This window comes from Hydrocarboniphaga effusa AP103, assembly GCF_000271305.1.
In the GTDB taxonomy this organism is placed as follows: domain Bacteria; phylum Pseudomonadota; class Gammaproteobacteria; order Nevskiales; family Nevskiaceae; genus Hydrocarboniphaga; species Hydrocarboniphaga effusa.
In genome coordinates, this window is record NZ_AKGD01000003.1 from 301,497 (window position 1) to 321,441 (window position 19,945).

Below are 19,945 nucleotides of genomic sequence, written 5' to 3' on the forward strand. Positions count from 1 at the left end.
TAATGTGGATTGCAGTTTGAGCTGGATTTTTTTTGCTCAGAACGCCCCGATCCAGCGTGCGTATCGGTGATCGCAATCCACCTCGTGATTCAGACGGGACGCAAGCCCGAGCCCCTACCGTAACAGTTGCGTTTTCTTGCGTAGGCAAAAGACCGGAAAGCGGAAATCAGTGTCGATCGATCAAAACCAGTTCGTGCGTCGCAAGCTCGAGCAGCACCGAACGCAGCGCGCCGGACGGCACTTGCGGAAGCTGCTCGGCGAGCTCCTGCAGGCTGCTCGGGCTTCGACTAGACAAAAGCATCACGATGGCGCGGGCGATTCCGTCTATGCGCAGTTTTGAGCCATTGCCGACCAGCTCCAGCTGATCGCCGGTGGCGCACAGGCCCGCGACCAGCGCGATCCGGGTCGAAGGATGCAGCCGTGACGCCGCATCGCGTGACAGGAACAGTTCGGTATCGAAACCGGCGGAGCGGGTTTCGCGTTCGCCGCGCTCGGCGTGGAAACGCGCCAGCCACTCGGGTTTGGTCGCCTGCGAAAGCAGGGCCTGCAGGCTCGCGGCGACGTTCCCGCCTCCCGCAGCGGGCAGCAGGCTGCGGCGCGCGTCCATGAGTCCGGGCAACAGCTGCTGGCTCGCCCAGACGATGTAGTCCTGAACGGTTGGGGCATAGCTGCCGATCGAGAGATGAAAGCTCGGCTCGTCGCCCGGCAACACCTCGTGCCACCAGCCGCGCGGCAGATACAGCAGATCACCCGCCTGCAGCGTCACGTCGAGAAGGGGCTGGGCCGGACAGGGGAGAGGCGAACGCTGGCTGGTCTGGTCGGCGAGCGGCAGCGCGTATGTCGGCTCGAATACACGCCAGCGCTTGGAGCCGATCAGCTGCACGGCGAATACATCGTGAGTATCCCAATGACGGCCGAACGTGCCGGCACCTCCGATGCTCAGGTAGGCGTTGCCGCTGGTGGGCAAGCTGCAGAAGCGCGCGACATCGGAGCACAACCGCTGCATCGTGCTCGACTGATGTTCGAGCCGATTGAGCACCACGCTCGCTCCCGAATGCAGCTGCGCCCAGAAGCGCCGCTTGTGCAGGCGGCGACGGTGCAGGCCCATCGTGGCCGATTCGAGGGTGTATTGCGCTTGCGCAACCAGGCCGTTGCGGAAAAGCTGAAACCCCGCCTCGGTCGGTTCGATGTGGTGCAGCAGCTCGTCGAGATCGCGCCATGAAAAAGCGGGCGATTGCAGCGCGGCCCTGCGCAGCAGGGGCGCGCGCTCGAAATGCTGCCGCAGGAAGGCTTCAGTCGTCAGGCCGAAATCGAGCATCGGTGCACTTGGCGGTGGCGCATGCCTCGCACGATGCACGATCCGATCCCGAAAGCGGGGCTCGGCGCGCCGGCGTCAGGCGGGAATCACACGGGCATCGCGCCGGCTTCGATGGCGGCTTGCAGCGGCTTGCGCTTGCGGGCGCCGAGCAGCACGTACATCGCCGGAATCACGAACAGCGTCAGCACGCCACCGCCGATCAGTCCACCGATCACCGCGATGCCCATCGAGGTGCGGCTTTCGGCGCCGGCGCCGAGTGCGAGCGCGATCGGCAGGATGCCGAGGATGGTCGCGAGCGTGGTCATCAGGATCGGGCGCAGGCGCGCGGCGGCCGCGTCCTGCACGGCGGCCAGCGGGCTCGCGGCTCCGTCCTGCAGGCGCTGATTGGCGAACTCGACGATCAGGATGCCGTTCTTGGTGACCAGGCCGATCAGCATGATCAGGCCGATCTGCGAAAAGATGTTGAGCGTCTGATCGAAGTACCACAGCGCCGCGAGCGCTCCGGCCAACGCCAGCGGAACCGTCAGCAGGATCACGAACGGATCGACGAAGCTTTCGAACTGCGCGGCGAGCACCAGGTAGATCAGCAGCAGCGCGAGCACGAACACCCAGCCCAGCGAGGACGAGCTTTCGACGAAATCGCGCGCCTGGCCGGTCAGCGAGGTGGTGAAGCGCGTATCGAGCGTGGCCTTGGCCACCGCTTCGAAGGCTTCGATGCCGTCGGCGATCGTCGCATCGCCGGCGAGCGTGCCCGAGACGGTCGCCGAGTTGTAGCGGTTGTAGCGATAGAGCTCCGGCGGAGAACTGCTTTCGGTCAGGCTGACGAGATTGTCCAGTCGCACCGGAACGCCGGCGGCCGTCGCGGCGCGGTCGGGCAGCACCGCGATGCGCCCGAGATCGCGCGGGCTCGAGCGAAAGTCGCGCGTGAACTGGCCGATGACGTCGTACTGCTTGCCGTCGAGCACGAAGTAGCCGTAGCGCTGTCCGCTCAGCGCGGCCTGCAAGGTCTGTCCGATGTCGAGCACCGAAACGCCGAGCGTCTGCGCCTTGTCGCGATCGATGGAAAGGCGAACGTCGGGCTTGCTGAACTTGAGATCGGAATCGATGAAGGTGAATTCCGGACGCTTGCGCGCCTCGTCGAGAAAGCGCGGCAACGCATCCTGCAGATCGGCGAGCGTGGGTGCCTGCACCACGAAGCGCACGCCGGTTTCGCTCGAGCGGCGCTCGCCAATGGTGGCTTCCTGCGTGATGTTGACGCGCGCCCCGTTGAAGCGGCTTTGCAGTACGCGCAGCTCTTCGGCGATCTGTCCTTGGCTGCGCTGGCGATGCGCCTTATCGCTCAGGAACATGCGAATGAATCCGCTGTTGATCACACCCTGCACGCCATTGCCGCCGCCGGTGCCCGGAACCTGCGTCATCAGCACCTGCGCTTCGGGAACCATGGCGGTTGCGGCCTCGGTGAGGTCGTCCATGAAGCCCTGCATGTACTCGTAGCTGACGCCTTCGGCGCCGGTCGCGCGCAGCCAGATGCGTCCGCGATCCTCCAGCGGCGAGAGCTCGCGCGGAAGCTGCGTGAACAGCGCGACGATGATCGCGCCCGCGGCTCCGAGTATCGCCAGTGCGATCCAGCCGTGACGCAGAAAGCCCGCGAGCTTGCGCGCATAGCCGCTTTCGAGCCCCACGAAGAAAGGCTCGGTGCGCGTGAACAGCCAGCCGTGAGCCTGATGCGGCTTGAGCAGGCGAGAACTCAGCATCGGCGTCAGCGTCAGTGCGACGACGGCCGAGATCAGCACCGCGCCCGAAATGGTGACGCCGAACTCGCGGAACAAGCGACCCGACAGGCCCCCCATGAACAGCAACGGCAGGAACACTACGGCCAGCGTGACGGTGGTCGAGATCACCGCCATGAAGATTTCGCGCGTGCCCTGGATGCCGGCCTGCATCGGCGCCATGCCGTTCTCGATCTTGGCGTAGATGTTCTCGAGCACGACGATGGCGTCATCGACGACCAGGCCGATCGCGAGCACGATGCCGAGCAGGGTCAGCACGTTGATCGAGAATCCGGCCGCCGCCATCACCGCGAACGCGCCGACGATGGAAACCGGAATCGCGAGCACCGGGATCAGCGTGGTGCGCCATTCGCGAAAGAAGGCGAACACCACGAGCACCACGAGCACGAAGGCGATGAAGATGGTCTCGGACACTTCGAGCAGCGAGCGGCGCACGTACTCGGTGTTGTCGTAGGCGATGTCGATGCGGATGTCGTCCGGCACATCCTTCTCGATCTGCTCCAGGCGTGCGCGCAGGCCGTCGACGATGTCGATCTGGTTGGCGCCGGGCTGCTGCTTGAAGTAGAGCCCGGCGATCGGCTTGTTGCCCATCTTCAAGGCGCCGCGCTCGTTCTGGGCACCGAGCTCGGCGTAGCCGACGTCGCGCAGGCGCACGATGCGATCGCCATCGCGCTTGAGCACGAGGCGGTCGAACTCCGCGGCCGTGTTGAGGCGCGACAAGGTCTTCACGGGCAGTTCGATCGATTCGCCTTCGATGCGTCCCGACGGCAGCTCGATGTTCTCGCGCTGCAATGCGGAGCGCACGTCGAGCGGCGAAATGCCGTAGGCGACGAGTTTCTCCGGGTCCATCCACAGGCGCATCGCGTACTTCTTCTCGGCCGGCTGATCGACCGCCGCGATGCCCGGCACCGTCTGCAGGCGTTCCTTGAGCAGGTTCGCATAGGCGCCGAGTTCGAGCTGCGAGCGCGACTCGCTCGACAGCGCGATGCCGAAGATCGGCGAGGAATCCGCATCGGCCTTGTTGAGGATCGGCGGGTCGGCATCGGCGGGCAGGTTGCGCAGCGCACGCGAGAGCTGGTCGCGCACGTCGCTCGCGGCGGTTTCGAGATCGGTGTCGAGCGAGAATTCGGCGTTGATCTGGCTCGCGCCTTCGCGGCTCGTCGAGGTTAGCGAGACGATGCCGGCAACCGAGTTCACGGCTTCCTCGATCGGCTCGGTGATCTGTGCCTGCACCACTTCGGCGGCGGCGCCCGGATACGAGGTGGTGATCGAGATCGAAGGCGGATCGACGGCCGGATACTCGCGCACGCCGAGCTTGCCGATCGACAGCAGGCCGGCGAGCAGGATCAGGATCGACAGCACGATGGTGAGCACCGGCCGGCGGATGCTCAGCTCGGCCACGCCACCACCGCTCGCGAGCTTGTTCATGGCGCGCTGCGCAGCTTGGCCGCGGGGGCGACGGCGCCTGCGGCGGCGTTCGATGCCGGAGCGCCGCTGAGGGCGACGGCATCGATGGCAACCGCCTGGCCCGCGCGCAGGTTCTGCAGGCCCGAGGTGATGACGACATCGCCCGCCGCGAGGCCCGACAGGATCTGCACCGTGGTCGCGGTGCGCGTGCCGGTTTCCACCTTGCGACGCTCGGCGTGGCCGTCGCGATAGACGAACACGTTCTTTTCGTTGAGCCCTGGAACCACCGCGACCGCCGGCACCAGCAGCGCACCGGACAGCGTGTCGAGCACCAGCTCCACGTTCGCATAGGCGCCCGGGAGCAAGCGATGCTCCGGGTTGTCGGTCTGCGCGCGGATCAGGATCGAGCGCGTGCCCGAGTCGATGCGCGGATCGTAGGCGTAGATGCTCGCGTCGAAGCGACGTTCCGATCCGGCGACACTGAACTGCACCGGGCTGCCGATGCGGATACGGCCCGCATACTTCTCGGGCACCGAGAAATCGATCTTGAGCTTGTCGAGGCGCTGCAAGGTGGCGACACGCGTGCTCGCGCCGACGAAAGCGCCTTCGCTGACGTAGCGCAGGCCGATCACGCCGTCGAACGGAGCGCGGATCTCGGTCTTGTCGATCTGCGCGCGCGTGAGTTCGATCTCGGCCTTCTGCACGTCCACTTCGGAGGCGACGATGTCGTAATCCTCCTGGCGCACGAGCCCTTGCCTGATCAGCGGCGCGAGCCGGCGTTCGCGGGTTTCGGCGAGCGCGAGCTGATGCTGCGAGCGCGCGAGCGTAGCGCGCAGCTCCGCATCGTTGAGCTTGACGAGCAGGCTGCCCTTGGCGACGCGCGCGCCTTCGCGAAAGTTGATCGCGATGACCCGGCCGCTGGTCTCGGCCTGCAGCTCGACGCCTTCCTCGGGGATCAAGGTGCCGGTCGCGCTGAGCGTTTCGGTGAACGCCACCGGATCGATGCGCACGGCCGACACCTTGAGCGCCGTCGATACCGTGCCCGTCTTCTTCGGTGTCGCCGCCGCCGTTGTCGTATGCGGTTTCAGCAAGGGCGAGAGCTTGGGCCAGGCGAGAGCGCCGACGGCGCCGATCAGCAGCAAGGCGAGCAACACGGATTTCATCCGCATGCGAGGCTCCGGAGGCGCCTAAAGCGCGATCTGCATTTCCTCTCTAACGCTGGTGGGAGAGGGGACTGCAGAGTGGTGGTCGTGCTTCGCGATTTCCGCTGATGTTCCTCTCTCCCGCGTGCGGGAGAGAGTCCCGCCGCAGGCGGGGAGAGAGGGGCCATCTGAAAACCGAGCTCGCTGTCCGAGCTTCCCCTCTCCCGGTCCTTCGGACCACCCTCTCCCGCAGGCGGGAGAGGGGACGAGCGAGCGCAAACCAGGCTGTGCTGGAGTTCCATATCGATTCAATGCGTGTCGAACACGCGCTGGTACTCGGCGATGCGCGCCTTGATCGCCTTGAGCTCGGCTTCGGTCGGCTTGTACGGGTCGGCCGCGGCAGGCAGCGCGCCGAAGCGCATCAGGCAGGCCATCAAAAGCATGCGGGCCTTGGTCGAGCTGAGGTTGCTGCCTTCGATGAACAGATTGTCCGGGTTGCTTGCGAGATAGCCGATGGTCGGCCCGCGCGAAACCTTCACCACCGGAATGCCGCTTGCCGCCGCGAGTGCGAAAGCCGCGTCGTAGGCCGGAACGAAGCTGCCGCCCTGGTTGCCTTCGGCCGCGATGCCGCTGAGCGGCTCGCCGTCGAGCGCCTGGTCGATCTGCGCGAGCACGTCGACGGCCGCGTCGGCCTTGCGCGATTCGTCGACGATGGACCAGCGCGATCCCTTGACGATGACGACGTTCGGAATCGCCGTCGGCAGCAGCTCGCCCTTGGCGTTCTTGAGTGCCACGTCGATGACTTTGACGCCGCCCCGCGGATTGCGCTGGATGCCCTTGACCTTGGCCGGAATCAGCGTGCTGCGCACTTCGCTGCGATAGGTGTGCAGGCGGTTCGGCACGTAGGCCACGGTCAGCGGATCGGTGTCTCCGAGATAGCCGCCGAAGCCGCCGGTGGGTACGTAGCCGCCCGGACGCGCATCGCCCTTGGTGATCTCGCGCGCGGTGTAGAGCACGTCGTCCTGGATCGCGATCGCACCGAGCTGGTTCTTGCCCTGCGCGTCCTTCCAGACATCGGAGACGATGTATTCGACCGAGTTGATGATGTTGGCGTCGCCGTCCGGCGAGATCTTGCCGCGCGTGCGCTGGGCCGCGTTGAACACCAGCGGCTGCGGCGTGTCGATGAGCAGGTTCATCCAGTACGCCGAATCCTCGATGTTCGGCGAGCCTTCGAACCAGATGCCGCCCGCGTAATCGCCGCTGCCCATCGCCGATTGCACGACGTTGGTGGCTTTGGCGAGCGCGGCGCGCGTCGGCGAAGTGCCGTAGGCGCCGTACTGGAAGAAATCCACGCCGGGCTTTTCGGGCGCGATGTCGCCGCTGCCGACGTCGGTGCGCTGCGCGGCTTTCAGGCCCTTGGTGTAGCCGCCGGATGGCGCTGCGCGGTAGAAGTCGAAGCTCGCGAGCGCCTGCAGGTTCGCGCCTTCGCGCTCGATCTCTTCGAAGATGCGCGAGGCGTCCGGGTAGAACGTCTGCCTCGATTTGGCGAACACAGCGCCGGGCTTCGTCGCATTCGAATCCCAGGCCGAGCCGTCGACCTGGCGCGCCATGTACGGCAGCGGGTAGAGCCCATCCTCGGGCTTGAGTTCCACTTCGTAGACGGCCTTGTCCTCGGGCGAGCGACGCTCTTTGGAGAACGTGCCGCTCGCGTCGAGATAGCCATCGGGCGGGCCGTAGAGTTCGGCGACGTCGCGCTCCAGCGGATGCGCGGAGAATTGCTCGACGTAGACCTTCACCGGAGCCGCGAGCCGCTGCGGCCTGAGCACGTCGACGTTCGCTTCGTGGCCGTGCGCATCGATCAGCCCGGGCAGGCCGTATTTCTCGCGTGCCTTGATGCTGGTGACGAAGGGCTCGTTGTTCTGGATCGTCGCGGTCGGGCCCGAGAAGATCGCGATCTTCGGCTTCGCCGGCGCCTGGGTTTCGGCGCCGTAGGCATCGAGGCTGAAGACGCTGAGCATCGCGGCGATGCAGAGCAGCGTCGGCATCTTGTGTTCGTCGGGATTCATTTGGCGAGGCTCGCAACGGCGGGGCTCAGCGGCGGCACGCTGGCCGGCGCATGGCGGTAATGCGTGGCCTGTTGGTAGGCGTACGCATAGCGAATGATGCGGGCTTCGTCCCAGGCACGACCGAGAATCTGCAGGCCCACCGGCAGGCCTTCGCCGAGGTAGCCGCTCGGCACCGACAATGCCGGCCACTGCAGGCTGCTGCCGACGAAGGTGAGGCTGCTGCCGAGCGCGGTCGGACCTGCGTTCGGAGCGGGCTTGGGCTCCGCGATCAGCTGCGTATTGCGATCGCCATTGATCGCCGGCAGCTGCGCCCAGGTCGGAAAGACGAGCGCATCGACCTTGGCCGCATCCATCGCCTTGGTGAAGATCTCGCGATAGCGCTGCTCGTTGGCCGCGCCTTCGATGGTTTCGGCATCTTCGGCCACCGGCTTGGCGATCACGGCCACATCGAAGCCGGCCTGATGCAGCGGATGCAGCAGCTTGGACTTGGCGATCGCCTCCACCGACGGAAACGGAATGCCCGGATGCTTGGCGATGAACTTGGTCAGATCGTCCTTGAGCCGCGCCTGCGTCTGCGGCGGACGCGGAATCTGCTCGAAGCCTTCGACCTTGAAGTCTTCGATCACGGTGGCACCGGCGGCACGCAGCTCGGCGATGGTCTGGTCGAAGTGCGCGATCACGCGCGGATCGGCGACCTTGTCGGTGAACACCTGCCTGAGCACACCGAGCCGCGCGCCCTTGAGCGCATCGGGCTTGAGCACTGCGCGGTAGCTCTTGGCGATGTGGCCCTTGGCGCGCGCGGTGGCGGCGTCTTCGGCATCGATGCCGGCGATCACGTCGAGCAGGATCGCCATGTCTTCGACGCTGCGCGCCATCGGGCCCGCGGTGTCGCGCACGCTGTTGAGCGGCACCATGCCGCTGCGCGAAACCAGGCCCACGGTGGGACGCAGGCCGGCGAGCGCATTGTGCGCGGCCGGCATGCGCACGCTGCCGCCGGTATCGGTGCCGATGCCGACGACACCGAAGCTCGCCGCGAGCCCGGCGCCGGTTCCACCCGACGATCCGCCGGTCGCGAACGCGGTGTTGTACGGATTGCGCGCGTAGCCCGAGACCACCGAGTTGATGTTGTCTCCGCCGCCGCGTGCGAATTCCGACAGCGAGGCCTTGGCGATGATGATGCCGCCCGCCGCCTTGATCTTCGCCACCACCGGCGAATCGGCCGGCGGGTAGTAGTTCTTCCAGCCCTGGAAGCCCGAGGTCATCGGCATGCCGGCCGCATCGAGGTTGTCCTTGATCAGCACCGGAACGCCGTGCAGCGGGCCGACCGGCTTGCCGGTCTGCTTGAGCGCCGCATCGAGCGCGGCCGCGTCTTCGAGCGCCTTCGGGTTCACCGTGATCAGCGCATTGATCAGCGGGCCTTGCTTGTCGTACGCGGCGATGCGCGCGAGATGCGCCTGCACCACTTCGACGGCGCTGGCTTTTCCGCCGAGATACGCAGCCTGCAGTGCCGCGATGCTGGTTTCCTCGACCGGGAAGGCCGCTTGTGCGGCGGACGAGGCGGCGTAAAGCGCCGTCGCAGCGATCAAGCTGCGCGCCGCGCACAGCAATGCGGGGTTTCGCGTAAGAACCATGAGGCGAGGTATCCAGGCGGGTGTCGCAGAATCAGACGGGCTCCATTCGCCGACACCCCACCTCGACTCATCCCGCTGCATCGGTGCAGTGGGGTAAGGCCCCGATGTCCGCGTCTGATTGCAGACACACCTGCACACGATCCGACGATGAAGACTCCACGCGCGCTGTCGAAATTGCTGCCAGACAAGACCCGGCTCTGCTGTGCGGCCGCGCTGCTGTGCGCCGCATCCACGCTCGATGCGGCCGACAAGCGCTTCGTGCTCGAAGAGGCGACGATCGCGGACATTCAATCGGCGATGCAGTCCGGCGCCCTGAGCTCCGAGCGTCTCGTGCAGCTGTACCTTGCGCGCATCGCGGTCTACGAAGACGGCGGGCCGAAGCTCAACGCCATCCTCAGCTTGAATCCACGCGCAGCCGAGCAGGCTGCGGCGCTCGATCGCGAACGCGCGGCCAAAGGCCCGCGCGGTCCGCTGCACGGCATTCCGGTACTGCTCAAGGACAACGTCGACACTTTCGATCTTCCGACCAGCAACGGCTCGGCGATTCTCAGGAACGCAATCCCACCCGACGACGCGGCGATCGCCAAAGCCCTGCGCGAAGCCGGCGCGGTGATCCTCGGCAAGGCGGCGATGGGCGAGTTCGCCGGCGGCAGCTACAACTCGGTCGGCGGGCAGACCGTCAATCCGTACGACTTCAAGCGGCACACGGGCGGATCGTCGAGCGGCTCGGGCGCGGCGATCGCGGCGAACTTCGCGGTGCTCGCGGTCGGCACCGACACCAGCACGTCGGTGCGGGGACCGGCGGCCTACAACGGCATCGTCGGCCTGCGTCCGACCACGGGGCTGATCTCGCGCGACGGCATCGCGCCGAAGAATCTCAACTTCGATTCGGCCGGGCCGATGGCGCGCAGCGTCACCGACATGGCGCAGATGCTGAGCACCATCGCATTCAAGGATGCGGCCGACGAACTCGGCCTGCGCGTCTGGGACGAGATGGGGAAGCGCTATCCGGTCAAGAGCGGCCATCTCGATTTCACGCAGTATCTCGACGCCGGTGCTTTGAAGGGCAAGAAGCTCGGCATCGTGCGCGATTTCTTCGGCGGCGATCCGGAGATCGACGCCCTAGCCGAACAGGCGATCGCGCAGATGCGCAGGCTCGGCGCGACGACGGTCGACATTCGCCTGGATGCCTCCTTCGTCAAGCACTATCTGGGCGGGGGCAATCGCGACATCCGGCGCTTGTCGGACTATCGCTTCAGGGCCGATTGGGAGCGCTACCTGGCGACGTTCAAGGATCCCAAGCTGCCGAAGACCGTGGCCGAGATGGTGCGTCTCTACGAGACGGAGGTGATGAAGTCACCGCTGCCGGTCGAAGACAGCGTGATGCGCCTGCTCAAGACCTCGCTGACCACGTCGACCGACGCGCCCGAGTACAAGATCTTCCTCAACGAGACGATGCCGAAGGCGACGGCCGACAAGCTCGCCGTATTCGAGCGTTACGGCGTCGATGCGCTGGTGTTTCCGTACTTCAGCAGCTTCGCTCCACCGATCAAGAACCCGGTTTATGCGATCGAGGACAAGGCCTACGTGAGCTCGGAACTGCCGCAACCGGCAACCTTGTCGGGCTACAGCTCGGTGGGCTTTCCATCGGTGGTCGTGCCGATGGGCTTCGGCGGCCTGGGCCTGCCGATGGACATCACGATCTTCGGCAAGCCCTACGACGAACCCAAGCTGATCGGCATGGCCTACGCGTACGAACAGGCCACGCATCTGCGCAAGCCGTCGCCGCTCATGAAGCCGCTCAGCGGCGAGACGATTCGGTACTAGCGGTCACGAGGCAGGCGGCAAGCAACAAGCGGCAGCAAGCAAAGTACGCGATCTGCCCTCGTCACCTGGCAGCTTGCATCGGCCGTTCCTCTCTCCCGCCTGGCGGGAGAGAGTCCCCGCGTAGCGGGGGAGAGAGGGTTGCTCTGCAAGGTGAGCGCACTTTCCGGCCAGCCCCTCTCCCGGCGCTACGCGCCACCCTCTCCCACGAGTGGGAGAGGGGAACGGCGCAGCGAGTCCTGGTATCTGCACAGGCCGTCACCCCTCATGACGTCGCTCGCAGGCGAGACGATTCGGGATGGGTGATCGCAAAGCACGCGAGCCATTTCGTTCGCGTATCGGCGACAGCATAAAAAAGAACCGCAGCCCGGCCTGTGTTCCGGACTGCGGTCGATCTAAAGCAGTGGAGTCGCGATCAGATCGTCGGCTTCTGCCAGCCGCCGAATTCGCGCTCGATCTCGGACATGGCGGCGAGCACGATGTCCTCGCGCCAGGGCTGCGCGGTCAGCATCACGCCGAGCGGCATCTTCTCGGGCGAGGTGCCCGCGCGGACCACGCCGCTCGGCCAGCCCGCGATGTTGTAAGTGGTGGTGAAGCCGGTGCCGCGCTTGCCTTCGCCGTCACGCGAACCGATCACCGGCGCCGGTCCGGTCGAAGGCGGGCAGACGATCAGGTCGTAGTCCTTGACCCAGGCGATCATCTTCGCGCGCCAGGCGTCGCGCTGTTCGAGCAGTTCGGTGAATTCGGCCGTGCCGATCAGCGGATAGTCGAAGCGGCGATTCGGGCCCGGCACCGTGGTGTGGTACTTCTCGGTCAGGCGCTTCTGCCAGGCGTTGCCGTCGCCTTCGCGCAGCTTGGTCGAAATATCCGCGATCGCCATCATGTCCGGCGGCCGCGATGCGGTGACGCTGCAGCCGAGTTTTTCGAGATGCTTGACGCAGCGCGTGATGGTCTCGATGACTTCGGCGGTCGGCTTCGTCGCCTCGCCTTTGTCGTCGCTGCCCATGTCGGTGTACCAGGCCACGCGCAGTCCCTTGAGCGCGACCTTGCCCGGATCGGCCCAGGGCATCGGCATGATGATGGCGTCCTTGTTGTCGGGGCCCGCGAGGATCGGCATCAGCAACAGCAGGTCTTCGACGCGCCGCGCCATCGGCCCGCCTTGCTGATACGAATCGAACACGCCGCCGTAGTCGACGATATGACCGGTGCGCGGCACGCGGCCCGTCGTCGGCTTGATGCCGGCGATGCCGTTGGCATGCGCAGGCCCGCGGATCGAGCCGCCGAAGTCGGTGCCGATGTCGAACGGTGAGCCGCCGGCCGCGATGATCGCGCCGCCACCGCCGGTCGAGCCCGAAGTCGAGCGTGTCTGATCGTAGGGATTGCGCGACATGCCGTAGATGATGTTGACGGTGGTGCCCATGCCGCTGACGCCGCCGAGCGTGAATTCCGGCGTGTTGGTCTTGCCCATCAGGATCGCGCCGGCTCCGCGCAGTCGCGCGACCACGGTCGCATCCTTGTCGGGAATGAAGAAAGCGCGGCCCTGCGTGCCTCCGGTGGAGATCACCTCGGCGGTGTCCCACGAATCCTTGATCGTCATCGGCACGCCGTGCAGCGGCCCGCTGACCTGGCCCCTGGCGAGCGCCGCGTCGGCCGCATCAGCCTCTTTGTAGGCGCGATCGCGGCAGAACTGCACGACCGCGTTCAACTTGGGATTCACCGCGTCGATGCGTGCGTAGCAGGCGGTGAGCAGCTCGCGCGCGGAGATTTTCTTGTCGCGAATCATCTGCGCCATCGTCGTCGCCGAGGCGAACACGATCTCGCTGTCGACCGGCGTCGTGCTCGTGGTCGAAGCGACGCCCGCGCTGCCGGCGGGAACGGCCGCATCTTTGGACTTGCCGCAAGCGGCGAGCGCCGCGCTGGCCGCTGCGGCTCCGAACAACAGCGCGCGGCGCGAACGCGTCCTGCTGCTTGCCGTGCTGTCCTGCGCTGCGGATTCCACATCGGATTGCAGGTGCTCCGCAGGTGCTTCATCGCGATCAAAATCGTTCATGGCTCGCTGGTCTCAAGAATGGGGCTTCGTGGTGAGCGCAGCTCAGATCGTGGGCTTCTGATAACCGCCGGTGCCGGCTTCGACGAAGGCCGCAGCCGCGAGCGCGACGTCTTCGCGCAGCGGCTTGGCGATCATCTGCACGCCGATCGGCAGGCCTTCGGGCGAAGTGCCGGCGCGCACGACGGAACCCGGCCAGCCGGTGTTGTTGTAGGTGGGCGTGTAGCCGTAGTTGCCGGGCGGCGGCGTGAGTGCCTTGGGCTGATCGGGCCAGGGTTCGGCCGGCGTCGGGTTCACCGGCGCGATGATCAGATCGTACGGCGCGAACCACTGCGCGAACTTCGAGCGATTGGCGTCGAAGGCTTCGGCCAGGCGCGTGAATTCGGGCGTCGGCGCACGCGGCGTGTCGACGAGGCTGATCACCGGCGAGGCGGTCATGGTGCCGTACTTGGCGAGCATCCGCTTGACCCATTCGCGACCATCGGCGGTCGACAGCGCGTTGCGCAGTTCGTGCGATTCCTTGATCAGATCCTTCGGGCAATCTTCGACGACGCTGACGCCGAGATCCTTGAACAGCCCGACCACTTTCATCACCGCGGCGCGCGTCTCGGGCGTGCAGGGCTTGGCGCTGCCGTTCTCGACGTAGTACGCGATCCTGATCTTCTTGAGGTCGATGGACGAAGCCGGCGTCCACGGCGCCGGGAGAATCGCAGCGTCGAGATAATCGGGGCCCGCGATGATCGAGGTGATCAGCTCCAGATCCTCGCTCCAGCGCGCGAGCGGGCCGACGACCTGGAAGGCATCGAAATAGCCGCCGTAATCGACGATATGTCCGGTGCGCGGTACGCGGCCGGTGGTGGGCTTGAGCCCGGTGATGCCGCAGAAATGCGCGGGCCCGCGGATCGATCCGCCGAAGTCGGTGCCGATGTCGAACGGTGAGCCGCCGGCCGCGATGATCGAGGCGCCGCCGCCCGTCGAGCCGCCGGGCTGATAGCCGATCTTGTACGGGTTGTGCGTCTTGCCGAAGATCAGGTTCGTGGTCATGCCGGACAGCGTGAGTTCGGGCGTATTGGTCTTGCCCATGACGATGGCGCCGGCCTGGCGCACGCGCGCGACCACGGTCGCATCGCGCACGCCGACATATTCGGTGCGGCCGGTGGTGCCGCCGGTGCTGCGCACGCCCTGTGTCTCGAGCGAATCCTTGATCGTGCACGGAACGCCGTGCAGCGCGCCCATGCTCTTGCCCGCCGCGAGCATCGAATCGGCTTCGGCGGCTTCCTGCAGCGCGCGCTCGGCGCAGAGCGTGACCACGGCATTCAACTTCGGATTCACCGCTTCGATGCGCGCCAGATAGGCCTTGGTGAGCTCCACCGACGAAATCTGCTTGCTGCCGATCATCGCCGCGAGACGCGTCGCCGAGGTGTAGAGAATGTCGTCCGGAATGCTCGCTTTCGCGGCCTGCGCTTCGGCGCGCAGGGTTGCCGCAAAGCCGCTTGCCGCCACCGCGGCCGCGCCGGACTGGATCAGGAACTGACGTCGCGTGCTGCGGCCCAACCGCATCGCGCGCCTGTCGTTCGTTGCGCTCATCGACCCTCTCCCTTGCTCGTTGCCATCGAATGCTGATGTCGGACATCGACGCCACGCAGGCGCGTTCCGATGAATCAGACGACGGGCCTGCGGCTTCCCCTACCACCGCGCTTTCGCGCCCGGGCGAAACTTCGAGCGGCCCGCGCCGAACTGCGAACGACGAGCGGGTAGGGGACTGCGATTCGTAATCGTCCGATTCGTTGGATGCGGAAAAACAGCAGTGCTCATCGGGGAGGAATCGGGATGCCTACAGTTTCAACAGTTTCATTGTTCGAGCGGTCCGGCTGGCGCCGGAATCTGTTGTTGCTCGTGGCGATGGCTTGCGCGGCGGTCAGCGGCGCGGCACAGGCCTTCAAGCTCGAAGAGACTTCGATCGAGCAGATCCACGCCGGCATCCGCGCGGGCGAAACCACTTGCCAGCAAGTCGTCGAGGCTTATCTCGCACGAGCCAAGGCCTACAACGGCGTCTGCACCCGGCTCGTCACGGCCGATGGCGCGGCGGTCGACGCGGCGCTCGGCACGCAGCGCGCGGGTTCGCCGATCAAGTTTCCGACCGAGACCGTCGGCATTCGCACGCTGGTGCCGGACTTCGATCGCTACAAGGGCAAGACGCCGGACTACGGGCACATGGAGGCGACGCTGTCCGATCCTTCCGTGAAGCAGCAGTACGGCATGGTCGCCGGCATCGCGGGCGCCAGGCAGATCAACGGGCTCGACACGATCAACCTGCGCGGCGAGCGCTCGGTGAGCTGCAAGGCCGAATGCGATGCGGCGAGCGGCAAGCTGCCCGCGCAATGCCCCAAGGCTTGCGAGGCCTTTCGCAAGCTACCCGATGCGATCGAAACCGCAGCCGCGCTCGACAAGCAGTACGGACGCAATCCCGATACGCAGAAGATGCCGCTGTACTGCGTGCCGATGTCGTTCAAGGCCGTCTATGACGCCAAGGACATGCGCTCCACGGGCGGTGGCGACGTGAAGTACGCCACCGACTTCGCACCGCGCGACGGCACCATGGTGTCGCGCCTGCGTGATTCCGGCGCGATCGTCTACGCGCACGCGGTGAATTCCGAATACAACGGCGGCAGCGGCGACCCGGGCGGCGACGCCAAGGTCGAGAAGCCCAACTTCGGCACCGGCGGCGCGCGCGAAACCTGGGGCGGGGCGACCTGCAACCCCTACGACACCGAGCGCGAAACCGGCGGCTCCTCGGGTGGCTCGGGCACTTCGGTCGCGGCCAACCTGGTGGTCTGCTCGATCTGCGAAACCACCGGCGGATCCTGCCGCAATCCGGGCACGCACAACGGCGTCGTCAACTTCGTGCCGACCAAGGGCATGATCTCGTATGGCGGCGCGATCGGCGCCAATCCGTACCAGGATCGGCCGGGCATCCTGTGCAAGTCGGTGAAGGACGCGGCGACGGTGTTCGATGCCTTCCGCGATCGCAAGACCGGCGAATACTTCGACGAACGCGACCCGTATACCGCGCTGCCGCCTGCGTTCACGTCGAAAGCCTCGTACGTGTCGGCGATCACGCCGGCCGGTGCGAGCAAGCCGCTCGCGGGCCTGCGCATCGGCGTCGTGCGCGAGCTGTTCGTCAAGATCGCGCCCAGCGACGCGGCGATCATCGATGGCGTCGACGGCCAGCTCAAGGTGCTCAAGGATCTGGGCGCCGAACTCGTCGAGACCACCGATCCGCAGTTCAAGGACGATCCGACGATTCCGAACGTGAAGTTCGGCTTCCAGGAGGCGATGGCCGAAGTCATTCCGTTCCACATGCCGGAGGTTCTGTCGTGGAAGGGCGCCGATGGCAAGCCCGAATTCAGCGTGCCGGGCTGGGACGTGACGAGCCGCAAGTACCTCGTCGCCGCGGCGAACCACAAGGCCCCGTGGCCCGCGAACCTCAATCTGCGCCGCATCATGGGCAATCCGCCGGAAGGCCCGGACAGCGTCACCGGTTATACCTTCGCGTTCGACATGGAGAAGTATCTCAACGCACGCGGCGACGCCACCGTCTACGACTGGGCCACGCTCAACGCCAACGCCAGATACTTCACCGATGCCAAGCGCGCCTCGGCGAAGAACTGGGAGAACAAGGCGATCGATCCAAAGACCTACGACACCACGTACACCATGAAGCGCCGCGATGCGATGCGCATGGCGATGATCAAGCTCATGCGTCAGAACGATATCGACGTGCTGGTGAATCCGCCCCTGTCGACCTTGCCCGCGAAGATCGGTGGAGCCAACGAGCCGAATCGCGATCTGCGTTCGGGCTTCGGCTACGGTGCGCGCCTCGGCATTCCCGAAGTGTTCGTGCCGGCCGGCTTCGCGACGAGCATGATCGAGCCGAAGTATGCGCTGAGCGCCGATGGAACGCGCTACGACACCGTAGCCGGCACCAAGCCGACCGCACTCGCGAATCCGCTGCCGTACAACATCGCGTTCTGGGCCGCGCCGGGTGAGGAAGCGCTGCTGCTCAAGGTGGGTTCCGCGTATGAAGCGGCGACGCATCATCGCAAGCCACCGAAGGACTTCGGCCCGCGCGCGGGCGAGCCTTAAGCACTGCGCCGTTCCTCTCTCCCGCGTGCGGGAGAGAGTCCCTCGCGCCAGCGAGGGGAGTGAGGGAGCACCGCTGGGATTGTGCGTGCTATCGAAGCGTGATCCCTCACCCGGCGCTGTCGCGCCACCCTCTCCCGCACGCGGGAGAGGGGAACAGCAGCGACGAGCATCGCTTTCTAATCCGATCTCACCGAGCCAGGGAGAGCATCTTGAGCAGCTTTCATCGATCGTCTTGCCGGATCAGTGTCGCCATGGTGCTGGTCCTTTCCGCGGCGAGTTGCGGAAAGCCACAGGCACCGGAATCCGCCGCGCATGCGCCCGAGACGGAATCGGGCGGCATCAACGCCACGCCGAAGCAATTCCACGTCGAAGAAGCCACGATCGCGAGCATCCATGCGGCGATCCAGTCCGGCGAAACAACGTGCCAGCAGGTCGTGCAGGCCTATATCGATCGCGCACGCGCCTACAACGGCGTCTGCACCGCGCTCGTTACGGCCGATGGCGCGGACATTCCGGCCGCGACGGGCATGGTGCGCGCCGGCTCCGCGCTCAGGTTTCCGACGCACACGGTGAAGGCCTCGACCGTGCTGCCCGATCTCGACCAGTACAAGGGCCTGCCGCTCGATTACGGTCGCATGGAGCCGACGGTGTCCGACCCGAGCGTGATGGCGCAGATGGGCCTGCGCGTCGGCATTCCGAATGCCGGGCAGGTCAATGCGCTCGAGACCATCAACATCCGTGGCGAGCGCTCGGTGACCTGCAAGGGCAAGTTCGACGCGCATCCGTCGACCGGTCCGCTGCCGGCTGGCGCGCCGGCGGCCTGCGAGGAATTCCGCAAGCAGCCCGACGCGCTCGAACGCGCGGCCGAACTCGATGCGCAGTACGGCAGCAAGCCCGATCTCGCCAGGCTGCCGATGTATTGCATCACCACCGCGGTCAAGGACGTCTACGACACGCGCGACATGCGCAGCACCGCGAACAACGACGTGAACTTCGCGATGGATGCGCCGCCGTTCGACTCGACGATCATCGCGAGGCTGCGCGCGAAAGGCGCGATCATCTACGCGAAGTCGCAGGCGCACGAATTCAATGGCGGGCCGGGCGACCCGGGCGGTGCTTCGAAGCCCAGGACCAACATGGTGAGCGGCGGCCAGGCCTTCGGCTCCTGGGGCGGGCAGTCCTGCAACCCTTACGACACCGAGCGCGTCACGCGCGGATCGTCGGGCGGATCGGGCGCGGCGGTCGGTGCGAATCTGGTGACGGTGGGCATCTGCGAGCAATCCGGCATGTCCTGCCAGGGCCCGGCTTCGCGCAACGGCGTCACCACGCTGCTGACGACCAAGGGCCTGCTGCCCGACAACGGCGGCATCGGCTATCAGTGGTTCAACGATCGCGCGGGCATTCACGCGCGCACGCTCGCCGATGCGGTGCTCGTGCTCGACGCGGCGAGGGACGACGCGCAGGGCTATTACGACACACGCGATCCGTTCACCGCGCTGCCGAAGGCGCTGATACCCGAGCAGCCGTATGCGAAATCGGTGATCGACGACGCGGGCCTCGGGCGCGAAGCCAAGCCGCTCAAAGGCCTGCGCATCGCGATCCTGCGCGAGCACATGGTCAGGAAGACCGCGAACCACGAGGCGATCTCCGAGCAGATCGATCGCGAGATCAAGACCGTGCTGCGCGATCGGCTCGGCGCGGAGCTGGTCGAGACGGTGACGCCGGATTATCCCGACGATGCGGAGATCGACAATCTGCGCTACGGCTTCTCGGACGCGCTGTCGGAGATCCTGCCGCGGCTGATGCCCGAGATCTTCTCGCGACGCGACGCCAAGGGCGCGCTGGTGTTCGCGGTTCCGGGCTGGGATGTCACTTCCTACGATTACCTGCTCAAGCTGAGCCGCCGCGAGGCGCCGCTGACCAGGGCGGTGAACATCGTCAACTTCGCGAACTTCGGTGCCGAGCCCTGCCATTCCGCCCTGTGCGCCGACCTCGCGTTCGACGTCGACCGCTATCTGGCCGAGCGCGGCGATGCGCGCATCAAGGACTGGGCCGCATGGACCGCCAACGCCAAGTTCCGCGAGGACGAATCCCGCGCCGGTGCCGAGAACTGGGTGAACTTCAAGGGTCATTTCGCCGACGGCAAGAGCGACCGCCTCGCGCGCAGCTACATCGCGCGCCTGGCGCTCGAACGCGTCATGCGCGAGAACCACATCGACGCCTTCGTGCATCCCGAAAACACCGTGCCGACGCCGAAGATCCTCGGACCGAACGTCGGTGCGATCAGCCTCGACGGCATCACGCCGTTCTTCCAGGTGCCACGCATCGCGGTTCCGGCCGGCGCGACCGAAGTCGTCGTCGAGCCGCAGTACGCGCTCGACGACGATGCGCGCGATTACATCTCGGTGCTCAAGCCCGGCACGCCGCGCTCGAGACTGCCGCATCCGATGCCGATCTCGATCACCTTCTTCGCCGGCCAGGGCGCCGAGCCGGTGCTGATCAGGATCGGCACGGCGTACGAATCGGCGACGCATCATCGGTTCGCGCCGCCGGGGTTCGGGGCGGTGGACTGAC

Annotated in this window: 10 protein-coding genes; 3 read left to right on the forward strand and 7 right to left on the reverse strand. The window is 66.2% G+C overall.

What is annotated here, in order from left to right; all coding sequences use genetic code 11:
- Window positions 1-166: 166 nt before the first annotated feature.
- The 5 genes from WQQ_RS23265 to WQQ_RS17815 form a co-directional block, all read right to left on the reverse strand.
- Complete coding sequence (locus WQQ_RS23265) at window positions 167-1,318, reverse strand: cupin domain-containing protein (protein WP_007186631.1); 1,152 nt, start codon at window positions 1,316-1,318, stop codon at window positions 167-169.
- 86 nt (window positions 1,319-1,404) lie between these two features.
- Window positions 1,405-4,536: an efflux RND transporter permease subunit gene (locus tag WQQ_RS17800; RefSeq protein WP_007186632.1), complete on the reverse strand. Its 3,132-nt coding sequence runs from the start codon at window positions 4,534-4,536 to the stop codon at window positions 1,405-1,407.
- Complete coding sequence (locus WQQ_RS17805) at window positions 4,533-5,684, reverse strand: efflux RND transporter periplasmic adaptor subunit (RefSeq protein ID WP_007186633.1); 1,152 nt, start codon at window positions 5,682-5,684, stop codon at window positions 4,533-4,535. The genes WQQ_RS17800 and WQQ_RS17805 overlap by 4 nt, the downstream gene beginning before the upstream one ends.
- Window positions 5,685-5,965: 281 nt before the next feature.
- Window positions 5,966-7,723: an asparaginase domain-containing protein gene (locus WQQ_RS17810; RefSeq protein WP_007186635.1), complete on the reverse strand. Its 1,758-nt coding sequence runs from the start codon at window positions 7,721-7,723 to the stop codon at window positions 5,966-5,968.
- Complete coding sequence (locus tag WQQ_RS17815; RefSeq protein WP_007186636.1) at window positions 7,720-9,354, reverse strand: amidase; 1,635 nt, start codon at window positions 9,352-9,354, stop codon at window positions 7,720-7,722. The genes WQQ_RS17810 and WQQ_RS17815 overlap by 4 nt, the downstream gene beginning before the upstream one ends.
- A 147-nt stretch (window positions 9,355-9,501) precedes the next feature.
- Here WQQ_RS17815 and WQQ_RS17820 point away from each other — a divergent pair, with 147 nt between their 5' ends.
- Window positions 9,502-11,181: an amidase family protein gene (locus tag WQQ_RS17820; protein WP_007186637.1), complete on the forward strand. Its 1,680-nt coding sequence runs from the start codon at window positions 9,502-9,504 to the stop codon at window positions 11,179-11,181.
- A gap of 412 nt (window positions 11,182-11,593) precedes the next feature.
- On the opposite strand, the gene WQQ_RS17825 is transcribed toward WQQ_RS17820, so the two are convergent.
- Window positions 11,594-13,228, reverse strand: a complete 1,635-nt coding sequence (locus WQQ_RS17825; protein ID WP_007186638.1) for an amidase — start codon at window positions 13,226-13,228, stop codon at window positions 11,594-11,596.
- Window positions 13,229-13,270: 42 nt separating this feature from the next.
- Window positions 13,271-14,812 (reverse strand): amidase, encoded by a 1,542-nt coding sequence (locus WQQ_RS17830; RefSeq protein WP_007186639.1) that lies wholly within the window; start codon window positions 14,810-14,812, stop codon window positions 13,271-13,273.
- A 243-nt stretch (window positions 14,813-15,055) separates the two neighbouring features.
- On the opposite strand from WQQ_RS17830, the gene WQQ_RS17835 reads away from it, so the two are divergent.
- A complete protein-coding gene (locus tag WQQ_RS17835) occupies window positions 15,056-17,371 on the forward strand; it encodes an amidase family protein (protein WP_157534761.1) in 2,316 nt (771 codons plus the stop codon).
- A 251-nt stretch (window positions 17,372-17,622) separates the two neighbouring features.
- A complete protein-coding gene (locus WQQ_RS17840; RefSeq protein WP_007186642.1) occupies window positions 17,623-19,944 on the forward strand; it encodes an amidase family protein in 2,322 nt (773 codons plus the stop codon).
- The last annotated feature ends 1 nt before the right edge of the window (window position 19,945 follow it).